The sequence below is a fragment of the Streptosporangium sp. NPDC005286 genome, assembly GCF_040607515.1.
GTDB lineage: Bacteria > Actinomycetota > Actinomycetes > Streptosporangiales > Streptosporangiaceae > Streptosporangium.
Genome location: NZ_JBEXGU010000027.1, coordinates 26,893 through 45,274 on the forward strand (window position 1 = coordinate 26,893; position 18,382 = coordinate 45,274).

18 protein-coding genes and 1 pseudogene are annotated in these 18,382 nt (G+C 69.4%); 14 read left to right on the forward strand and 5 right to left on the reverse strand.

Annotation, left to right across the window (positions count from 1 at the left end; genetic code table 11):
• Positions 1 to 73: 73 nt before the first annotated feature.
• The 11 genes and pseudogenes from ABZU75_RS13065 to ABZU75_RS13115 all read left to right on the forward strand — a co-directional run bounded on the left by ABZU75_RS13065 (position 74) and on the right by ABZU75_RS13115 (position 10,644).
• Complete coding sequence (locus ABZU75_RS13065) at positions 74 to 592, forward strand: topology modulation protein (protein WP_355553065.1); 519 nt, start codon at positions 74 to 76, stop codon at positions 590 to 592.
• A gap of 34 nt (positions 593 to 626) precedes the next feature.
• Positions 627 to 1,469 carry a class I SAM-dependent methyltransferase gene (locus ABZU75_RS13070; RefSeq protein WP_355553068.1) on the forward strand — a complete coding sequence of 281 codons (843 nt, stop codon included), beginning with the start codon at positions 627 to 629 and terminating at the stop codon, positions 1,467 to 1,469.
• Positions 1,466 to 2,236, forward strand: a complete 771-nt coding sequence (locus ABZU75_RS13075; RefSeq protein ID WP_355553071.1) for a phosphotransferase — start codon at positions 1,466 to 1,468, stop codon at positions 2,234 to 2,236. The genes ABZU75_RS13070 and ABZU75_RS13075 overlap by 4 nt, the downstream gene beginning before the upstream one ends.
• Entirely contained in the window at positions 2,233 to 2,871 is a 639-nt protein-coding gene (locus ABZU75_RS13080; RefSeq protein ID WP_350915182.1) for a histidine phosphatase family protein, read from the forward strand. Before ABZU75_RS13075 ends, ABZU75_RS13080 begins: the two co-directional genes overlap by 4 nt.
• Positions 2,868 to 3,707 carry a phosphotransferase gene (locus tag ABZU75_RS13085; RefSeq protein ID WP_355553075.1) on the forward strand — a complete coding sequence of 280 codons (840 nt, stop codon included), beginning with the start codon at positions 2,868 to 2,870 and terminating at the stop codon, positions 3,705 to 3,707. Before ABZU75_RS13080 ends, ABZU75_RS13085 begins: the two co-directional genes overlap by 4 nt.
• 31 nt (positions 3,708 to 3,738) lie before the next feature.
• Positions 3,739 to 4,068, forward strand: a pseudogene (locus ABZU75_RS13090) (NAD-dependent epimerase/dehydratase family protein); the annotation flags it as partial.
• The gene (locus ABZU75_RS13095) at positions 3,959 to 4,756 is read left to right on the forward strand and encodes an NAD-dependent epimerase/dehydratase family protein (RefSeq protein WP_355553078.1); all 798 of its coding nucleotides are present in this window, start codon (positions 3,959 to 3,961) and stop codon (positions 4,754 to 4,756) included. The pseudogene ABZU75_RS13090 and the gene ABZU75_RS13095, both read left to right, overlap by 110 nt.
• Before the next feature lie 33 nt (positions 4,757 to 4,789).
• Positions 4,790 to 5,911: an adenosylhomocysteinase gene (locus tag ABZU75_RS13100; protein ID WP_355553081.1), complete on the forward strand. Its 1,122-nt coding sequence runs from the start codon at positions 4,790 to 4,792 to the stop codon at positions 5,909 to 5,911.
• 5 nt (positions 5,912 to 5,916) lie between these two features.
• Entirely contained in the window at positions 5,917 to 6,480 is a 564-nt protein-coding gene (locus ABZU75_RS13105; protein ID WP_355553084.1) for an NUDIX domain-containing protein, read from the forward strand.
• A 26-nt stretch (positions 6,481 to 6,506) separates the two neighbouring features.
• Entirely contained in the window at positions 6,507 to 7,316 is an 810-nt protein-coding gene (locus ABZU75_RS13110) for a 3-deoxy-manno-octulosonate cytidylyltransferase (RefSeq protein WP_355553087.1), read from the forward strand.
• 175 nt (positions 7,317 to 7,491) lie between these two features.
• A complete protein-coding gene (locus ABZU75_RS13115) occupies positions 7,492 to 10,644 on the forward strand; it encodes a BTAD domain-containing putative transcriptional regulator (RefSeq protein WP_355553090.1) in 3,153 nt (1,050 codons plus the stop codon).
• Here ABZU75_RS13115 and ABZU75_RS13120 read toward each other — a convergent pair.
• A complete protein-coding gene (locus ABZU75_RS13120; RefSeq protein WP_355553093.1) occupies positions 10,626 to 11,435 on the reverse strand; it encodes an ABC transporter permease in 810 nt (269 codons plus the stop codon). The genes ABZU75_RS13115 and ABZU75_RS13120 overlap by 19 nt on opposite strands.
• Entirely contained in the window at positions 11,432 to 12,382 is a 951-nt protein-coding gene (locus tag ABZU75_RS13125) for an ATP-binding cassette domain-containing protein (RefSeq protein ID WP_355553096.1), read from the reverse strand. Before ABZU75_RS13125 ends, ABZU75_RS13120 begins: the two co-directional genes overlap by 4 nt.
• A gap of 221 nt (positions 12,383 to 12,603) precedes the next feature.
• Here ABZU75_RS13125 and ABZU75_RS13130 point away from each other — a divergent pair, with 221 nt between their 5' ends.
• Both ABZU75_RS13130 and ABZU75_RS13135 read left to right on the forward strand, forming a co-directional pair.
• Positions 12,604 to 13,821 (forward strand): acyltransferase, encoded by a 1,218-nt coding sequence (locus ABZU75_RS13130; protein WP_355553099.1) that lies wholly within the window; start codon positions 12,604 to 12,606, stop codon positions 13,819 to 13,821.
• Between the two features lie 186 nt (positions 13,822 to 14,007).
• Positions 14,008 to 14,928 (forward strand): sterol desaturase family protein, encoded by a 921-nt coding sequence (locus ABZU75_RS13135; RefSeq protein WP_355553102.1) that lies wholly within the window; start codon positions 14,008 to 14,010, stop codon positions 14,926 to 14,928.
• Between the two features lie 80 nt (positions 14,929 to 15,008).
• Here the strand turns inward: ABZU75_RS13135 and ABZU75_RS13140 are convergent, their stop codons facing one another.
• From ABZU75_RS13140 to ABZU75_RS13150, 3 genes are all read right to left on the reverse strand, one after another.
• Positions 15,009 to 15,608 carry a DUF1349 domain-containing protein gene (locus ABZU75_RS13140; protein WP_355553105.1) on the reverse strand — a complete coding sequence of 200 codons (600 nt, stop codon included), beginning with the start codon at positions 15,606 to 15,608 and terminating at the stop codon, positions 15,009 to 15,011.
• 201 nt (positions 15,609 to 15,809) lie between these two features.
• Positions 15,810 to 17,045 (reverse strand): sigma-70 family RNA polymerase sigma factor, encoded by a 1,236-nt coding sequence (locus ABZU75_RS13145; RefSeq protein WP_355553108.1) that lies wholly within the window; start codon positions 17,043 to 17,045, stop codon positions 15,810 to 15,812.
• Positions 17,046 to 17,129: 84 nt separating this feature from the next.
• Positions 17,130 to 17,480 (reverse strand): YciI family protein, encoded by a 351-nt coding sequence (locus tag ABZU75_RS13150; protein WP_355553111.1) that lies wholly within the window; start codon positions 17,478 to 17,480, stop codon positions 17,130 to 17,132.
• Positions 17,481 to 17,863: 383 nt separating this feature from the next.
• Here ABZU75_RS13150 and ABZU75_RS13155 point away from each other — a divergent pair, with 383 nt between their 5' ends.
• Positions 17,864 to 18,379 carry a cupin domain-containing protein gene (locus ABZU75_RS13155; RefSeq protein ID WP_355553114.1) on the forward strand — a complete coding sequence of 172 codons (516 nt, stop codon included), beginning with the start codon at positions 17,864 to 17,866 and terminating at the stop codon, positions 18,377 to 18,379.
• Positions 18,380 to 18,382 lie beyond the last annotated feature (3 nt).

Here is an 18,382-nt window from a genome sequence, read left to right on the forward strand (position 1 = left end):
GGGTCCGCCGTACCCGAACGAGCCCACGCCGATGTCCGGTCGCAGGTCACCGCCCTGACTATCGTGGAGCATCATGCAGATGCAGAGGGTCGCCATCGTGGGTTGCGGAGGCAGCGGCAAGTCCCACCTCGCCCGCGAGCTGGGCAAGGTCGTGCACGCGCCGGTGACTCATCTGGACGTCGTCTACTACGACGACGCGTGGAATCCGCTGCCACCCGAGAAGTTCGAGGCGCTCCAGCGCGACCTGGTCCGCGGCGAGCGCTGGGTGATCGACGGCAACTACAACTCCACGCTCCAGGTGCGGCTGGAGGCCTGCGACACCGTGATCCTGATGGACGTGCCCACCGTCGTGGCGCTGTGGGGAGTCTTCTCCCGTCAGCTCAAGCACGGCCACGGCCAGGACCGGGACAGCGGGATCTACAACCGCATCCACTGGGGGGTGCTGCGCTACGTGGCGACCTATCGGCGCAGGATGCGGCCCCGCGTGCTGGCCAAGATCAAGGAGTACGGCGGGCACGCCGACGTGATACTGCTGACCAGCCGCCGTCACACTCGCCGCTGGCTGAAGCAGATAGCCGCACACCAGGCATAACGCGCTCCATCCCCCGTATCGGGAGGTGGAGCCGATGACCACCTCCACCAACCCCTTTCTCAACGCGACAGTGCAGGAGGAGCTGTACCGGCACGCCTCCCGACTGGCCGCTCGCACCTCGGCCCTGCACCGTGCCAAGACCCGGGGCCGGGCGGTCGCCGAGGTCATCGCCGACCTGGCCGCCGCGCATCTACCTGCCCCCGAGGTACCGCTGGTGATCGACGTCGGATGCGGGCGCGGGACCAGCAGCCGCGTCCTGGCCGAGCGCCTACGACCGAGACGGCTCATTGGTATCGACGCCTCAGCGGCGATGCTCGACGACGCCCGCGCCCGCCTCGGCGTCACGGACAGCGCGGTGTCCTTCGTCCAGGCGGACTTCCATCACCTGCCCGTACCGACGGGCGCGTGCACCGTGGCCGTCGCCGCGTTCTGCCTCTACCACGCACCCCGGCCGGAGGCGGTGATCGCGGAGATCGCCCGCGCTCTCACTTCGGGCGGCATCGCCATCCTGGTCACCAAGTCCGCTGACAGCTACCACGACCTGGACATCCTCGTCGCCGATGCCGGGCTCGATCCAGACGCGTCGTACCGGGAAAGCCTGTACGCGGCGGTACACAGCGGCAACCTGGCCGACCTGACCGAACCGGTGCTGCCCATCGAGTACTTCGAACACGAAGAGCATGGCTTCACCTTCACCGGCCTGGGGCACGTCGCCGAATACCTGGCCACCAGCCCGAAGTACCAACTTCCTGCAGAGTTGCGTGGCGACCCCACAGCCATCGCCTCCGCGCTGCGCACCCGCCTGCCGGACGAGCCAGTGAGCACCACCTCGGTCGTCACCTACCTGCTGGCCCGGAAGCCGAGAGGTGAGCGATGAACACGCCGGTCTTCACCAAGGTCTACAGCACCGAGGAGGAGCGCGCGCAGGCGGTACGGCACCATGCCTGGTTGGCCGAGCACGCCCTGCCGTTCCGGCAACCCGGTATCGAAGCGGTCGGAATGACGTCAATCGACTTCACCTATATTCACGGCCGTCACCCGGGTGTGCGGGACCTGCCGATGCTCGCAGCCCTTCTGGGAGACGCGCACGGGGCCGCCTGGGTGAGTGACCTGCATCGGGCACACCTGGGCGTTCCTCACCCGCTACCCGCAAACCACACGATGGCGGACTTCCTCGCTCCCCGCCTCGCCGCACTCGACGCCCGGCGCCGTACTCATCATCTGGCTGACGACGAAGACCTGGCCGCCGCGAAAAGGCTCCTGCACGCCGTCGCCATCGGACCGGCGGCGTTCTACAAGGACACCAACCCGCGCAACATCCTCATCACCGAGCAGGGTATCCCGATCATCGTCGACGTCGACGACCTCACCCTCGCCCCGTTCGGCTACGACCTCGCCAAGCTCGTCGTCACCCTGGCCATGACGTACGGCCCGCTCCAGCTGACGGCCATCCAGCATGCGCTCGCCGGCTACAACCAGGCAGCAACCAGACACGACGCCCGGCTGGGAGGCACCAGCATGACGCAGCTCCTCGGCCACGCCGAGCTGCACCGCATCCTCACCGCTCCCTACCTGGGACGAGGTGGTTACCGGCACTCCTGGCCGCAGGTGCGTCTTGTCATCGAACAGGAAGGACACGCATGATCGTCACCGAGCTGGTTTTCACCCGGCACGGGCAGGCCCGTTGTAACGTCGCGGGTCTGGTCGGTGGCCCGCGCACCTGCACCGGTCTGACCGAGCTGGGGCGGCGCCAGGCGACTCTGGCCGTGCGGCGGATCGCCACCGAGCACATCGACGCGCCCATCACCGCGCTCTACGCCGGGACCCGGCTCCGGCTCCGTCAGACCGGAGAGATCTACGCCGCAGCCCTGAACCTGCCGCTGATCATCGAGCCCGGCCTGGACGGGCCGATCCACGGGGACGCAGATGGCCAGCCCTGGCACGAGGTGAAAACCGGCTTCGGCGGAGGTCCGCATGCCCATCCCGACCGGCCATGGGCCATCGGATCCGATACATGGAACGGCTACCTGCGGCGGGCCGGAGCGTTCCTGGCCAGCCTGGTCGAACGCCACGACGGTGAGCGCGTCCTGTTCGCCGCGCACGGTGAGACCGTACTCGCCGCACATACCCTCCTGCTCGGCCTCCCTCCCAGGGCCGAGGCCGGGTTCACCGTCGACCACGGATCGCTGACCTGTTGGCAGCTCCATCTCAACAGGCTGGGCCGGCGCCGTTGGATGCTCGACCGCCACAACGACACCGCACACCTGGTAGCGCTGTGATCGCTGTCGAGGACCCGCGCCTCACCTTCGCCCGCCAGGCCCTCGGCCCGATCAGTTCCGTGCCCATGCCCGGGCTGCCATCGCACCTGCTGGCGCTCGTCGACGCCCGTGACGTCCTCCATGTGGTCAAGCGGCACACTGACGACGGTCGCTTCCGGCAGGAGGCACATGCCTATATCACTGTGGTCCCTCACCTGGGTGACCATGCCCCGAAAATGGTCGCGGCGGATCCAGTCACCCGCTCTCTCTTACTGACCCTGCTCTCCGGGCAGAGCGCCGTCGACCTTCCTCCCTGCTCACAGGCGGAGCGGGACGCCTATCACTCCGCCGGGACCACCCTCCGTGCTCTTCATCAGGTCGTGCCAGCGGAGTCCGAAGATGCCATCCCCGCCTATCTGGCAGGGCGGACCCGCTGGTGGACCGGACGCGCACACACCGCCGGGCTGATCAGCGTGGGCGAGCGGCGTACGCTGCTCGCCCACGCCGATGCCTTGGCCATCGCGGTTATGGACGGCGCGATCTGTCACCTGGACTATCAGCCCAGGAACTGGCTCGTCGGCTCGGATGGGGTCGTGCGCGTGCTCGACTTCGAGCATGCGCGGCTCGATGCCCGCGTCCGGGACTTCGCCCGGCTGGAACACCGCCACTGGCGGTTGAACCCCCACCTCCGCGAGACGTTCTTCGATGGCTACGGTCGGCCACCGGACGAGACCGAGCGCGATCTGCTCATCCGGTTCGGCGTCATCGAGGCGCTCACCGCGCTGGTCCGCGGACATGAGAGCGGCGATCCCCAACTCGCCGTACACGGCCGCACGCTGCTCGACCAGCTCATCTGACCACGTCATCCATCCAGCAGGAGACCTCCTCATGTCCGAGGCCCTATCCCCACTTTCCGACGAACACCTGGGAACACCGCTTTCCGGCGCATCCCTGGGAAGGCCGCGCCGAGCCGTCGTCACCGGCACCGCCGGATTCATCGGCTCCCATCTGGCACTGGCCCTGCTCCAGTACGGCGTGACTGTGATCGGGGTGGATCGCCGAGATGCCGGAGCCGACCACATCGCCGCCGCGAACCTGGCCGTCCTGCATGACCAGCCGGGATTCATCTCCATCACCGCGGACCTGCTCACCTGCGCCGTCGAACCCCTCCTACTCGACGCGGACGCGGTGTTCCACCTCGCCGGCATCCCCGGCGTGCGGCCTTCCTGGGGGCGACTACGTCGCCTGCAACATCCTCGCCACCCAGCGGATCATGGAAGCCGCCACCCGGCTCCGTGTCCCGCGGCTCGTCGTCGCCTCCTCCTCCAGCGTCTACGGAGCCACCGGCGGAACTCCGAGCAGGGAGACCGACCATCCACGGCCCGCCTCGCCGTACGCGGTCACCAAACTCGCCGAGGAACAGCTCTGCCTTGCACACGCCGCCCGTCCCGACTGCGCCACCAGCGTCGTGGCGCTGCGCTACTTCACCGTCTTCGGGCCGCGCCAGCGCGAGGACATGTTCATCCACCGCGTTCTCACCGCGGCTATGGAGGGCCGGGTCGTACGGCTATTCGGCGACGGCAACCAGCGCCGTGACTTCACCTACGTCACCGACGTCGTCGCCGCGACCATCGCCGCCGCAACGGCCCCTGCCGGCAACAGTGTGATCAACGTTGGCGGAGGCACCACCACCTCCCTGAACGAGGTCATCGACATCGCTCGTCGGCTCACCGGGGAGCCGGTTCTGGTCGAGACGGCCAGCACCCGCAACGGCGACGTCCCCGCCACGCACGCCGACCCCCGCACCGCGCGACGCCTGCTGGGCTGGCACCCCCACATCGACCTGATCACCGGCATGGCCGCGCAACTGGACTGGCTCGCCTCCCACCAGCACGCCGCCGCCTGAGCACATGCCGCCCGACTACCAAGGGAATTCCTTGTGGAGAGCTTCGAGAAAGCACGGTTGGATGCCTTCTTCCGGCGCGTCACCGAGCGCTTCCCCGACCCCGAGCCGGTCTCCTCCGTGATCATTACGCACCTGCTCGCTGAACGTCCGGCCTTCCTTCACGCGATGGCCCGGTTGACCCGCGTGGCGGCCGTTCTGCCCAAGCCCAGGTCCATCTTCGAGTCGGCCGCAGCCGAGGCCCGCAAGCACTTCACCCTCGATCCGCTCAGCCGGACCCGATTCGCCGATCCCGCCAGCGCGCTGAACTACCTGGAGGAGACCGCCGCCGGTCAGGACCTGCTGCTGCTCGACATCGGCGGCTACTTCGCCGCCAGTCTGGAGGTGGCCTGCGCGCAGTTCTCCGGCCGGATCCGTGGTGTCGTCGAGGACACGGAGAACGGTCTGCAGCGCTATCTAGCGCTCGAAAAGCTGCCCTGCCCCGTCTACTCCGTGGCCCGTTCTCCGCTCAAGGAACCTGAAGACCATCTGGTCGGCCACTCGATCGTGTTCTCCACCGAGGCCCTGATTCGCTCCCGCGGCGACATCCTCGGCAGCCTCGACGCTTGCGTCATCGGGTACGGCAAGCTGGGTGGCTCCATCGCCCGGATGCTCCATGCCAAGAACGTCCGGGTCACCGTCTACGACGACGACCCGGTCAAGCGGGTCCAGGCTCGCTCCCACGGCTTCCACGTGCCGGTCACCCGTGCCGAGGCCATCCGCGGGTGCGGGCTCATCGTGTGCGCCACCGGAAACCTCGCCCTGAGGCACGAGGACTTCACCGCGCTTCCGAACGGCGCCTACATCGCCTCGGTCACCTCTTCCGAGGACGAACTCGAACTGACCGCCCTCACGCCTCTCTACCGTCGCGCCGAGGTCGGCCCCCATGTCACCCGGTACTCCACCACCGGCCACTACTTCTACGTCCTGGCCGACGGCAACGCCGTCAACTTCCTGCACGGCGCGACGGTCGGCCCCTACATCCACCTCGTGCAGGCCGAGATACTCGCCGTCACCGCCCTCCTGACCAGTGACGACCATGCCCCCGGCCTGCATGAACTCACCATCGACGCGCGTCAGGTCATCGCGGAGATCTGGCTCGACTACTTCAAGAGGTGACCCACATGTCCATCAGCCATGACCACATCCGCGCCGCTCTCGACGCCTATCTCGCACGCCACCCGGACGAGCGCGGAGCTCTCATCCCACTGACCGAAGCTCTGATCGCGCCCGGTCACCTTGCCAGCCGAGGTACCTTCACCGGCCACGTGACCTGCAGCGCTGTACTCATCGACCGGTGCGGGCAGGTCCTGCACATCCACCACAATGCCCTGGATCGGCTCCTCCTGCCCGGCGGCCACCTGGAGAGCACCGATGCCGACCTCCCGGCTGCGGCGCTCCGTGAACTCACCGAAGAGACCGGCATCCCCGTAGACGCGATCAGCCGCGACTTCACCATGGACGGGATGCCGCTGGACATCGACATCCACACCATCCCCGCCAACCCGGCCAAGTCCGAGCCCGAGCACCTGCACTTCGACTTCCGCTTCGCGTTCCGGACCACCGGCCGGTGCGATATCGACATCACTCTGCAACCCGAGGAGGTTGGCGGCCACCGCTGGGTGGAGCCCGTCGACTGCTCCTCACCCGGCGTCGCGGCGAAGCTCGCGATGCTCCTGTCCTCGTAGACCCTCTTCGTTCAGGAGTCGTACTCATGTCCTTATCGGGAGGCACCGTCCCGCACCACGTCGCCGTGATCCCCTGCCGGTACGGCTCAACCCGGTTCCCCGGCAAGCCGCTCGCACTCTTGGGAGACAAGCCCCTGATGTGGCACGTCTACCAGCGCTGCCAGCAGGCCGAACGCATCGTGGAAACCTTCATCGCCACCGATGATCCGCGCATTCAAGAAGAATGCCGCCGGCTCGACATGGCCTGCCTGTTGACCGGAGACCATCCCACCGGCACCGATCGGGTCGCCGAATGCCTCCGCTATGTGAAGGCCGATGGCTACATCAACGTCCAAGGCGACGAGCCGTTCGTCTCTCCGGCCGCGATCGACGCGGTTTCTCACGCTCTCGCGCTTTCTGATCCGCCGGTCGCCGCAGTCAACGCCTGTGCCCCGCTGCGGGAGGCCGCCGCCGTACTCGACCACAACGTGGTCAAGGTCGTCACCCGTGCTGACGGCGGTGCTCTGATGTTCTCCCGGCAGCCCATTCCGTACCCTCGCGACTCGCGTCCCGTTTACGTCCGGCAACTGGGCCTGTACGGGTTCACTGTCGCGGCCCTGGAGAGATTTCGCGCACTGCCTCAGGGCGTGCTCGAACAGGCCGAGGGTGTCGAGATGCTCCGCTTCCTCGAACACTCCATGGAGGTCAGGGTCCTGCTTGTGGAGGATGACGGCATGGCCGTGGACACTCCGGAAGATCTCAGACGGGCCCGCCTGTCCTTGGACGCGGCTCCTCCAGCTGACGGTAGTGGCTGGCCCAAGGATGTGACTTCATCCGCAGGGATACCGAGGCTGTAATGGCCGACCGTAGTGGGGGGCAAGGTCATCGAGGGCGCCCGAGTGTGGTCCTACAACCTCGGGATCCGGCAGGGCGAGCACAGGCCGACCCACCTGGCCGCCGCGGGGCCGGTCAGGGGTGACGTGTTCCCAGCCGGGCGGGGCCGGACTCCCGTGGCGTGGGACAGTTGGCTTCATGCGTGTGGGGATCCTGGGCCCGCTGGAGGTGACGGCGGGCGGTGAGAGCGTCGAGATCGGCGGCGTCCGGCTCCGCGTGCTGCTGATCCGGCTGGCCGTGGGAGCGGGGAGGGTCGTCACGGCCGACGAGCTGTCGGACGCGCTCTGGCCGGAGGAGCAGCCGGCCGACCGCGCCAACGCGGTGCGGTCGCTGATCGCCAGGCTGCGCCGTGCCTTGCCGGACGCGTCGGTGCTGCGGTCGGCTCCCGGCGGCTACCGGCTCGACCTGCCGCCGGACGCGGTCGACGCGCACCGGTTCGAGCGGCTGGCGCGAGCGGGGAGGCGCGCGCTGAACGGCGGGGATCCGGCCGCCGCCGCCCCCCTGCTCGGTGAGGCGCTCGCGCTCTGGCGAGGTCCCGCCTTGGCGGACGCCTCCGGAGCCTCCTTCGCCACGGCGTACGCGGCCGGGCTGGACGAGGCGCGCCTGGCCGCGCTCGAGGACCGCGCCGAGGCGGAACTGGCGTCCGGGCGCCATGCCCACCTGGTGGCCGAGCTCTCCGAGCCCGCGGCCCGTCACCCGCTGAGGGAGCGGCTGCAGGGACTGCTGCTGCGGGCGTTGCACGCCCAGGGGCGTCAGGCCGAGGCGCTGGCCGGCTACGAGAGGATCCGGCTCCATCTGGCGGACGAGCTGGGGGCCGACCCGGGACCTGAGCTGCGGGAGATTCACCTGGCGCTGCTTCAGGAGAGCCCGGCGGAGCCCGTTCGCCCGCCGAACGGCAACCTGCGGACCGCGCTGACCAGCTTCGTCGGCCGGGCGGCCGAGGTGCGGCGGGTCGGCGCGTTGCTGGAGGAAGGACGGCTGGTCACGCTGGTCGGTCCCGGCGGGGCGGGCAAGACCCGGCTCGCGACCACCGTCGCCGGAAGGATCGCCGAGCGGCGGCCGGGTGGCGTCTGGCTGGTGGAGCTCGCGGCGGTGACCGATGCGGCCGACCTGCCCCAGGCGGTGTTCGGCGTGCTGGGTGTCAGGGAGACGGGCTCCTTCGACGCCCAGAGCACGCCCAGGGACACGATGAGCCGCCTGGTCGAGGCGCTCTCGCGCGCCGAGACGGTGATCGTGCTGGACAACTGCGAGCACCTGGTCGAGGCCGCGGCCCACCTGGTCGAGGACCTCCTGGGGAGGTGCCCGAGGCTGCGGGTGCTCGCCACCAGCAGGGAGCCCCTCGGGATACTCGGCGAGGTCCTGTCTCCGGTCGCCCCGCTTGGACTGCCCGAGCCGGGCGCCTCCACCCAGGAGGCCGGGACCAGCCCGGCGGTGCGGCTGCTCGCGGACCGGGCCGCCGCGGTACGGCCAGGCTTCGCGGTCACCGGGGAGAACGTCGCGGCGGTGGTGGAGATCTGCCGTCGGCTGGACGGGCTGCCGCTGGCGATCGAGCTGGCCGCCGCGCGGATGCGTTCGCTGACCGCGCCGCAGGTGGCCGAGCGCCTCGGCGACCGGTTCCGGCTGCTGACCGGCGGCAGCCGTACCGCGTTGCCCCGCCATCGGACGTTGCGCGCGGTCGTCGCCTGGAGCTGGGACCTGCTCGACGACGACGAGCGCCGGTTCGCGGAGCGGCTCGCGGTGTTTCCCGGCGGGATCTCGGTGGAGGCCGCCGAGCGGGTGTGCGGGGAGCCGGGTACGGCCCTGGACCTGCTCGGCGCGCTGGTGGACAGGTCGCTGCTGCAGGTGGTCGAGGCGCCGCAGCCGCGCTACCGCATGCTGGAGACGATCCGCGAGTACGGGCTGGAGCGGCTGGCGGAGAGCGGAGAGGTCGCCCAGGTCAGGGCCGCGCACGCGGCGTACTTCCTGGACCTCGCCGAGACGGCCGAACCCTGTCTGCGCGAGGAACGGCAGCTGGTCTGGCTGGCCGTGCTGGATGCCGAGCGCGACAACCTGCTCGCCGCCCTGCACTTCGCCGTCGACGCGGGTGACGCCGACACGGCGGTACGGCTGGCCGTCGCGCTGAGCGTCTTCTGGATGATCCGCGACAACTACGCCGAGGCCGTGGGCTGGCTCCGTCTCGCCCTCGACGTTCCAGGCGAGGTGTCCTCGGAGCGCCGGCCGGTCGCCACCCTCCTCCACATGCTCAACAAGATGCTCTCCGGCGACCAGGTGAACCTGCGGGACACCGTCGAGCGGCTCCGGTCGCTGGCCGCCGCCGTCGATCCCGACACCGAGGACCCGTTCCTCGCCCTGCTCGAACCCGTCCTCGCGATCTTCACCGACGACGCCGTCCGGGGCGTGGCCGCTGTCGAGCGGCGGCTGTCGCATCCCCACCTGTGGACCCGTGCGATGCTCTTCAGGATCAGGGCGGCCCTCCTGGAGAACGAGGGAGACCAGGCGGGCGCACGCCGCGACCTGCTCAGGGCCGCCGCCGGTTTCCGCGACCTGGGGGACCGGTGGGGGCTCGCCCAGGTACTGGGCCCGCTGGCGGAGGCCAATCTGGCGTTCGGCGACTTCGACGAGGCCGTCGAGGCGCTGGAGGAGTCCATCCGGCTGCTGCACGCCCTCAACCCCGATGACAACGCCGACCACCAGCGGATCACGCTCGCCGCCGCGCGGGCGCAGCAGGGCGATGTGGAGAGGGCACGCGCCGAGTTGCTGGCGATGGCGGAACCCACGGCGCGGCAGTGGTCACAGCGGCACGTCGCGTTCGCCCGGCTCGCGCTGGGCGATCTCGCCCGCCATACGGGTGCCCTCGACGAGGCGGCGCGGCACTACGACGCGGCGGCGACCGGCACCAAGGACATTGTGTTCGTCGCCCCGCAGTTCCACGCACTGATCCTGCAGGCGATGGTCCATCTGGCGATCGATCGGGACGATCCGGTGACCGCGGAACGGCGGCTCGACGAGGCGATCGACTGGGCCCTGGAAGGGAAGGACATGCCGGTCCTGGGCCGCGTCGGCATCGCCGCGGCGGCCCTGCGAGCCTGGCGAGGTGACCTGACCGGCGCGGCGGAGATTCTCGGCGCCGCCGAGCGGCTCCGAGGCGCCCCCGACGGGTTCAACCTTGAGATCGCCCGGCTGACCCGGCGGCTCAGAGACGAACTGGGCGACGCCGCCTACGACGCCGCCCACGCGCGGGGGATGGCACTCGACCGTGCCGCCGCACTCGATCAGGTACGGCGGCGGTAGGCGCGGACCGCCAGCGGCGCGAACACCGCCAGGAAGAGCGCCGAGGACAGCAGCGTCCACATCACCGGACCCGTCGCCGGCCCGCCCAGCATCAGGGCGCGCGAGGCGTCCATCGCGTGCGCGACCGGGTTGATCTCCACCCAGGTCTGCAGCCAGCCGGGGAGGGTCTCCTTCGGTGTGATCATGCTGGTGCCGAAGGTCAGCGGGAACAGCACGATGAAGGCCGTCCCCTGCACCCCGCCCGGGTTGCGCATGAGCATCCCGATCAGGACGAACGCCCAGCTCAGGCTGAACGCGAAGAAGATGGTGAGCAGGCACGCGGCCAGCACCGACAGCAGGTCGGTCTGGATCCGGAACCCCAGCAGGAAGCCGCAGCCGAACAGGGAGACGACGGCCACCAGATAGCGGATCAGGTCGCCGAGCACCGAGCCGATCAGCGGCGCGGACCGGCCGATCGGCAGGCTGCGGAACCGGTCGAAGACCCCCTTGCCGATGTCGGTGTTGAGGTTCACCCCGGTGGCCATCCCGCCGAACGTCAGCGTCTGCACCATGATGGCGGGAAGCAGGAACTGCAGGTACTCGTGGGTGGAACCGGCCACCGCCCCGCCGAGCAGATAGACGTACACCAGCACGAAGACGATCGGCTGCAGCGTCACGTCGAGCAGTTGCTCGGGGGTGCGCAGGGTCTTGGTCAGGCTTCTTCTGCCGAGCGCGAGGCTGTGCCGTACCAGCCCGAAGGGCCGGGTCTGGACGGGGGCCGGTGCCTGCGCGCGTTCCACGGTGAGGGTCATGCCGCGTTCTTCTCTTCGGCGTGGCGTCCGGTGAGCGTGAAGAAGACCTCGTCCAGGCTGGGCAGCCGGAGGCTGAGCTCGGTGACCGAGATCCGCTCCTGGTCGAGCCGCCGTACGATCTCGGTGAACGCGGTGTCGCTCTCGACGGGAACGGTGATCACGCCCTGGCCGGGTGATTCGGGGGCGCGGCCGACCACCGCGCCGACGAGCGCGGCGGCGTCCGCCAGCCGGGCCGGGTCCGCGGGCCGGACGAGGATCGTCTGCCCGCCCACGACGTGCTTGAGCTCGGCCGGGGTGCCGTGCGCGATGACCCGTCCGTGGTCGATGACCGAGATGTCGTCGGCCAGGGCGTCGGCCTCCTCCAGGTACTGCGTGGTCAGCAGCACGGTGACCCCGTCGCCGACCAGCGAGCGGATGATGTTCCACACGTCGTCCCGCTTGGCCGGGTCCAGACCGGTCGTCGGCTCGTCGAGATAGATGACGGCGGGACGGCCGACGAGACCGGCGGCCAGGTCGAGGCGGCGCCGCATGCCGCCCGAATACGTCTTGGCCGCCCGCCCGCCGGCCTCGGCGAGCCCGAAACTCGCCAGCAGCTCCGTCGCCCTGGCCTTCGCCTCGCTTCGGCGCAGGTCGAGCAACTCCCCGATCAGCACGAGGTTCTCCATACCGGTGAGGTCGTCGTCGACCGACGCGTACTGCCCGGTCAGCCCGATCAGACGGCGTACCCGGGCGGCGTGCCGTACGACGTCGAGCCCGCCGACCGTGGCGTGTCCTTCGTCGGGTCGCAGCAGCGTGGCCAGGATGCGCACGGCCGTGGTTTTGCCCGCGCCGTTCGGCCCGAGCACCCCGAGAACCGTGCCCTGCCGGGCGGCCAGGTCGATCCCGGCGAGCGCGGTCGTCTTCCGGTAGCGCTTGACCAGTCCCTCCGCCTCGAAGGCAAGGGGCATGATGTCCTCCACAGTGGTGGTCCTGAGTGGTGGTCTTGACCCCACGCACCCTGACCGGCACGCATGTCAGCCGTGGCACAGATCCATGTCAGCGGGCCGCCCGGTCTGACACGCCCTGGGAGGACCGAGTGGATTTATTCGCTCTCCGGCCCGCATCCCGGTAGCGCGGGAAGGAGTGCAGGCACGAGACTGATCCGGGTACGCGGAGCGGCGGAGGTGGGATGGCGACGACACACATCGAACCATTCGAGGCCGCGCGACCGGGGCGGCGGCCGGAGTTGGACGCGATCCGCACCCTGGTGGTGGTCGGGCTGGTGTTCTTCCACTCGGCGCTGGTGTTCGACACCCGTGACGACTACTACGTGAAGAACGCCGAGACCACCGACGCGACCACGATCGCCGCAGGTCTCGGCGTGGTGTGGGCGATGCCGATGCTCTTCCTCATCGCCGGTCTCGGCTCGTGGCACTCGCTGCGCCGGCGCGATCCCGCCGGATTCGCCGTGGAACGGCTGCTGCGGCTCGGCGTGCCGCTGGTGTTCGCGACGCTCACCATCATCCCGGTGCCGCAGTGGCTGCGGCTGCGGGCCGACCCTGACTATCACGAGTCGTACCTGCGGTTCCTGCCGCGCTTCTTCGACGTGCGCCTGGATCTGGCGGAGTTCCCCTTCGTCATACAGGGCGAGCACTTCGAGGTCGGGCACCTGTGGTTCGTGCTGATGCTGCTCGCGTTCTCGCTGCTGCTGGCGCCGCTGGTCCGCTGGTTCCCCCACGACCTCGGCCGGCGGATCCGTGACCGGCTGGCCACGGCGGTGCGGCGGCGCGGAGCGGTGCTGCTGCCGGGTGTCCCGGTCGCGGTGGTCAGCGCGCTGGCCGGCCTGGAGGAGGGGTTCGCCGCGTGGAGTCGCTGGGCGTACCTGCTGTTCTTCCTGTACGGGTTCGTGCTCGCCGCCGACGAGCGGTTCCGGGCGGCGATGCGCCGGGACGCGGTGCCGGCCGGAGTGCTCGGCCTGACCCTGTTCCTGATCGGCATGCCGGGTTTCCTGATCGCGGGCAACACTCCCGGAGGCGACCCCTTCACGGACCTGACCGCCCTCTCGATCGGTGTCCGCACCCTGTACGGCATGGCGGGGTGGTGCTGGCTGGTCGCGATCCTGGGACTTCTCGACCGTCGTCGCGGGGCACCGGCCGCCGCGCGGGACACGCCGGACGGCCGGGGCCGGCGGCTGTACGGCTATCTGGCCGTCGCCGCGTTGCCGCTGTACGTCCTGCACCAGCCGATCGTCGTCGCGGTCGCGTACGGCGTGGTCGGCTGGCACGCGCCGATCGTGGTCAAGTACCTCGTGATCGTCGCGGCCTCGCTCGCCCTGACCGTGGCCGCCTACGACCTGCTGGTGCGCCGTACCCGGGTGACCCGGTTCCTGTTCGGGATGCGTGGGTAGCGGACCGCCCTCGGCGCCGACGCCACCGCGGTCACGTTCCTCCGCCATTCCGGAGCACTCGCCGCCGCGCAGGTCGGAGAGGCGTTTCGCCGAGTGGCGGATGTCCTCGAAACGGACGGTGCAGCCCTGGCCGGTCGGCTCCTGTGACGCTCCTCCCCAGCTGTTTCATCTGCAACTGCCCTATCATTGAGCATCGATTTACTTATTTCTTCATCGCCCACCGAGCCGGGGATGATTTCAGGAGTGTTCATGGATCCGTCGTTGATCGCGATTCCCGCCTACCTGCTGCTGATCGGCTTGGAGATCTTCGCCTTCCACCGGGAGGAAGATGCCGAGCAGAGGGGATACGGGCTGAAAGACACCCTCACCAGCATGGTGATGGGTGCGGGGTATGCCGTGATCGGCCTGATCTGGGTAGCCGTTTCCGTGATCGTTTGGGAAGCCGCCCACGCGCTGACCCCGCTGAGGATCGAGGTCACCTGGTGGTCCTGGCCGGTCATCATGCTGCTGGTGGATCTCTGCTATTACTGGGAGCACCGGGTCGCCCATGAGGTGCGGATCTTCTGGGCGAGCCATGTGGTCCACCACTCCAGCCAGTACTTCAACTTCTCGACGCCGATCCGCCAGACGTGGACCGGAGTCCACCGCATAGCCTTCCTGGCGCCCGTGGCTCTGGCGGGATTTCCCGTGTACGTGATCCCGCTGGCATTCGGGCTGAATCTCGTCTACCAGTTCTGCCTGCACACCAAGCGCATCGGCCGTCTGCACCCGATGATCGAATTCGTTTTCAACACGCCGTCCCATCACCGAGTGCACCACGCCGTGAACGACAAGTACCTCGACCGCAACTACGGCGGCATCCTCATCGTCTGGGACCGGATGTTCGGCACCTTTCAAAGTGAGGATGAAGAGGCCGTCTACGGTCTGACCAAGAACATCAACACCTACAATCCATTGAAAGTCGCCTTTCACGAGTACATCGACATCGTCCGCGACGTCAACATGGCGCGCTCGTGGAAGGAGCGCTTGGGATATGTGTTCGGCAGGCCGGGCTGGCAGCCCAGACAGGGCTCGGAACTCGAGTTCGTCCCGGCCATGCAGTCCTGACGTCGTTCCGCGCTCCTCGGTGTCACGGGAAAGCGCGTCTTTCCACTTATGACGAAGCCGGGACCGGCGTCGGATCGGGTTCACTCACCGTTCCGCAGGTCGGAGAGGCGTTTCGCTGAATGCCGGATGTCCTCGAAGCGGACCGTGCAGCCCTGGCCGGTGGGCGACTGCGCCAGGAAGCCGATCTCTGGGTCTCCGTCGAGCGCGAAGTACCTGGTGAGCTGCCAGAAGTCGGTACCGGTGGAGACGTGGAAGGCGAAGGCGGAGCCGATCCGGGAGATTCGCAGCCGCAGGTCGTCGCCCTCGACGGTGAAGGAGTTGCAGTCGTCGGACACCCCGCGGGTCACCACGGAGACGATCGTGGCTCTGCCCTGCGGGGACATCTCCAGGCAGAACTTCGCCCAGGTGCGCTCGTCGCCGTACAGCACCAGGACCCCGGCGTCGTAGGTGGTCAGCAGGTCGACCCTGACCCGGGCGCTCAGCGTGAAGTCGCCGTCCAGCCGCCCGACCAGGGCGGGGGCGTTGGCGAAGCGGTCGGGGCCGCCGGGGTCGGTGAACAGGTCGGTGTTCGGGCCCGCCTCGATGGCCAGCGCGTCGTCCCCGTCGACGCTCCACCCGACCGGCGGGTTCAACCAGCGCAGCGGAGCGGGGAAGGCGGGCAGAACGACCGGCCGGCTCATGGGATTCTCCTTCTCGTACGGGGCGGACTCGTCACCGGAGGCTCACCGGACGTCGAGTGTGATCCGCGTCCGGCAGCTGACGCCGGTCAGGCTGACTTCCGAGCAGCTTGTGGATCATCCTTGGCGTGCCTGATGGTACCGCTCCCACAAAGGCGGATAAAAGCACCTTGTCCGCATGTGGAATCCAGCAGCAGTCATCCGTCATCCGGCTCCGGTGAGCGCCCGATGGCTGCGCCGCAGGAAGTCGCGTACGGCCGCGTTCTCGGTGCGGGCGATCGCCGCCTGGTAGGCCGACGCCGCCTCGGCGGTGCGCCCCAGGCGGCGGAGCAGGTCGGCACGGACGGCGTGGAGCACGTGGTAGCCGTCCAGGTCGAGGCCGTCGACGAGGATGAGCGCCGCGTCGGGACCCTCGACCTCGGCCACCGCGACCGCGCGGTTGAGCGCCACGACCGGGCTCGGGGCGAGCGCCAGCAACTGGTCGTACAGCCGCAGGATCTGCCACCAGTCCGTGGCGGCCGGGACCGGCGCGTCGCTGTGGACCGCGTTGATCGCCGCCTGAATCTGGTAGGGACCCGGCTGGTCGCGCCGCAGGCAGCGCCGGACGATGGCCTGGCCTTCGGCGATGAGGTCGCGATCCCACCGGTCGCGGTCCTGGTCGGCCAGGAGCACCGGCTCACCGCCGGGGCCGGTGCGGCTGCCCCGGCGCGACTCGACGAGCAGCATGAGCGCGAGCAGTCCCATGACCTCCGGTTCGTCGGGCATCAGGTCGGCCAGCAGCCGGCCGAGCCGGATGGCCTCGGCGCAGAGGTCCTCGCGGACCAGACGCTCGCCCGCACTCGCCGTGTAGCCCTCGTTGAAGATGAGGTAGACGACCGCCAGTACGGCCCGGAGCCGGTCGGGGAGGTCGGCGTCGCGAGGGACCCGGTAGGGGATCCGCGCGTCGCGGATCTTGCCCTTGGCCCGGACCAGCCGCTGGGCCATGGTCGTCTCGGGCACCAGGAAGGCACGCGCGATCTCCGCGGTGCTGAGCCCGCCCAGGAGTCGCAGTGTCAGCGCGACCCGGGCGGCGGGGGCGAGCGCGGGGTGGCAGCAGGTGAAGATCAGGCGTAGCCGGTCGTCGCGCACGGGTCCCTCCTCTTGTCGGCCGTCGCGGGCGTGCAGCAGGGCGGCCTGGGCCTGCCGGTCCTCGCGGGAGGCCTCGCGGCGCAGCCGGTCGACGGCTCGGTTCCGCGCGGTGGTGATGATCCATCCCGCCGGGCTCGGCGGCGGTCCGGCCGACGGCCAGCGTTGCACCGCGACGGTGAAGGCGTCCTGGACCGCCTCCTCGGCGATGTCGATGTCACCGAAGACGCGGACCAGGACGGCCACCGCGCGGCCGTACTCCTCGGCGAACACGCGTGCGATCTCCGAGGGAGGAAGGGCCGGCCTGCCGGGCATCGGTGCGAGGCTCCCCATCTCACCGGCCCGGGAAGCCGAGGCCGGCCCCGGACGGCCTCGGGTTCCCGGTCGGCTGACGTGGCATCAGATCGCCTCGCCCTGGAACGGCCGTACCTCGACCGGCAGGGTGGTCGCGCGGGCGAGTTTCCGGCCCCATTCGAGCGCGGAGTCGAGGTCGGGCGCCCTGACGACGGTGAGCCCGCCGAGGTGCTCCTTGCCCTCCGCGAAGGGCCCGTCGGTCATGAGCACCTCGTCGTCCTTGACCCGCAGCACGGTCGCCGTGCTCGCCGGGTGCAGACCGGCGGAGAAGACCCAGGCGCCGGCGGCCCTCATCTCCCGGTCCAGGGCGTCGACGTCCCGCATGATCGGCTCCAGCGTCTCGGGCGGGGGAGCCTCTCCGTCGGGCTGGTAGATGCTGAGCAGGTACTGCTTCATCGGGTCCTCCTGGGCGAGTGCGACGCCACCGTCGGCGTCCTACCCATTACACGAACGGCGTCGGGCCGAATCGACATCGAGCACCCCCGTTCCGGGAGAATGTTTCCGGCCTCACGTTCACCGGCGAGCATCGGCCGCGAGGCGAGGGACCGGGTTTCCCCGGTCGTCGCCGGGTAGCACGAGGGCATACGCATCGGGAAGACGGAGATCAGGATCCTGGGCGGCTGGGCCGGGTGCCTGACCATGATCCTCGTCTCCGTGCTGCTCTCCGTCCTCCTGACGGTCCTGCTCAACCTGCTCCTTCGCTGACCGTTCACCGGGACCGTCGCGGCGGGGTCTTTTAATCTTCCCATGCTCTATAGTTCTTTAGAATATAGGCTGCAATGGATCAACTGGAGGACGCGATGTCGTACCCGGAGCCTCGTTACCTGGGCGAGGCGGGCGAGAGCAGTGGGTTCTTCCGGCCGGCGAGCGCGGGGCCGGACCTGGTGATAGGCGAAGGCGGGACGGAGGTGCGCTATCTGGGCACCGGCGCCTCGACGAACGGGCAGTTCGGTCTGTACCGCTGGGACATGGGAGCGAAGCCGTCCGGCCCGGACCCGCACTTCCACCGGACGATCTCCGAGTCCTTCTTCGTGCTCTCCGGGACCGTGCGGCTGTTCAACGGGGAGATCTGGACCGACGCGACGGCGGGAGACTTCCTGTACGTCCCGGAGGGCGGGGTGCACGCTTTCCGCAACGAGTCCGGCGAACCGGCCTCGATGCTGCTGCTCTTCGCACCGGGGGCACCCCGCGAGGGCTACTTCGAGGAGCTCGCCGAGATCGCGGCCAGCGGGCGCCGGCTCAGCGACGCGGAGTGGACGGACGTGTACCTCCGCCACGACCAGTACATGGTCTGACGG

What these genes read in the sequence shown, in the direction of transcription:
- ABZU75_RS13065 (WP_355553065.1), top strand. Translation starts at nt 74, where the DNA reads ATGCAGATGCAGAGGGTCGCCATCGTGGGTTGCGGAGGCAGCGGCAAG.
- ABZU75_RS13070 (WP_355553068.1), top strand. Translation starts at nt 627, where the DNA reads ATGACCACCTCCACCAACCCCTTTCTCAACGCGACAGTGCAGGAGGAG.
- ABZU75_RS13075 (WP_355553071.1), top strand. Translation starts at nt 1,466, where the DNA reads ATGAACACGCCGGTCTTCACCAAGGTCTACAGCACCGAGGAGGAGCGC.
- ABZU75_RS13080 (WP_350915182.1), top strand. Translation starts at nt 2,233, where the DNA reads ATGATCGTCACCGAGCTGGTTTTCACCCGGCACGGGCAGGCCCGTTGT.
- ABZU75_RS13095 (WP_355553078.1), top strand. Translation starts at nt 3,959, where the DNA reads ATGACCAGCCGGGATTCATCTCCATCACCGCGGACCTGCTCACCTGCG.
- ABZU75_RS13105 (WP_355553084.1), top strand. Translation starts at nt 5,917, where the DNA reads ATGTCCATCAGCCATGACCACATCCGCGCCGCTCTCGACGCCTATCTC.
- ABZU75_RS13110 (WP_355553087.1), top strand. Translation starts at nt 6,507, where the DNA reads ATGTCCTTATCGGGAGGCACCGTCCCGCACCACGTCGCCGTGATCCCC.
- ABZU75_RS13115 (WP_355553090.1), top strand. Translation starts at nt 7,492, where the DNA reads ATGCGTGTGGGGATCCTGGGCCCGCTGGAGGTGACGGCGGGCGGTGAG.
- ABZU75_RS13120 (WP_355553093.1), bottom strand. Translation starts at nt 11,435, where the DNA reads ATGACCCTCACCGTGGAACGCGCGCAGGCACCGGCCCCCGTCCAGACC.
- ABZU75_RS13125 (WP_355553096.1), bottom strand. Translation starts at nt 12,382, where the DNA reads ATGCCCCTTGCCTTCGAGGCGGAGGGACTGGTCAAGCGCTACCGGAAG.
- ABZU75_RS13130 (WP_355553099.1), top strand. Translation starts at nt 12,604, where the DNA reads ATGGCGACGACACACATCGAACCATTCGAGGCCGCGCGACCGGGGCGG.
- ABZU75_RS13140 (WP_355553105.1), bottom strand. Translation starts at nt 15,608, where the DNA reads ATGAGCCGGCCGGTCGTTCTGCCCGCCTTCCCCGCTCCGCTGCGCTGG.
- ABZU75_RS13145 (WP_355553108.1), bottom strand. Translation starts at nt 17,045, where the DNA reads ATGCCCGGCAGGCCGGCCCTTCCTCCCTCGGAGATCGCACGCGTGTTC.
- ABZU75_RS13150 (WP_355553111.1), bottom strand. Translation starts at nt 17,480, where the DNA reads ATGAAGCAGTACCTGCTCAGCATCTACCAGCCCGACGGAGAGGCTCCC.
- ABZU75_RS13155 (WP_355553114.1), top strand. Translation starts at nt 17,864, where the DNA reads ATGGATCAACTGGAGGACGCGATGTCGTACCCGGAGCCTCGTTACCTG.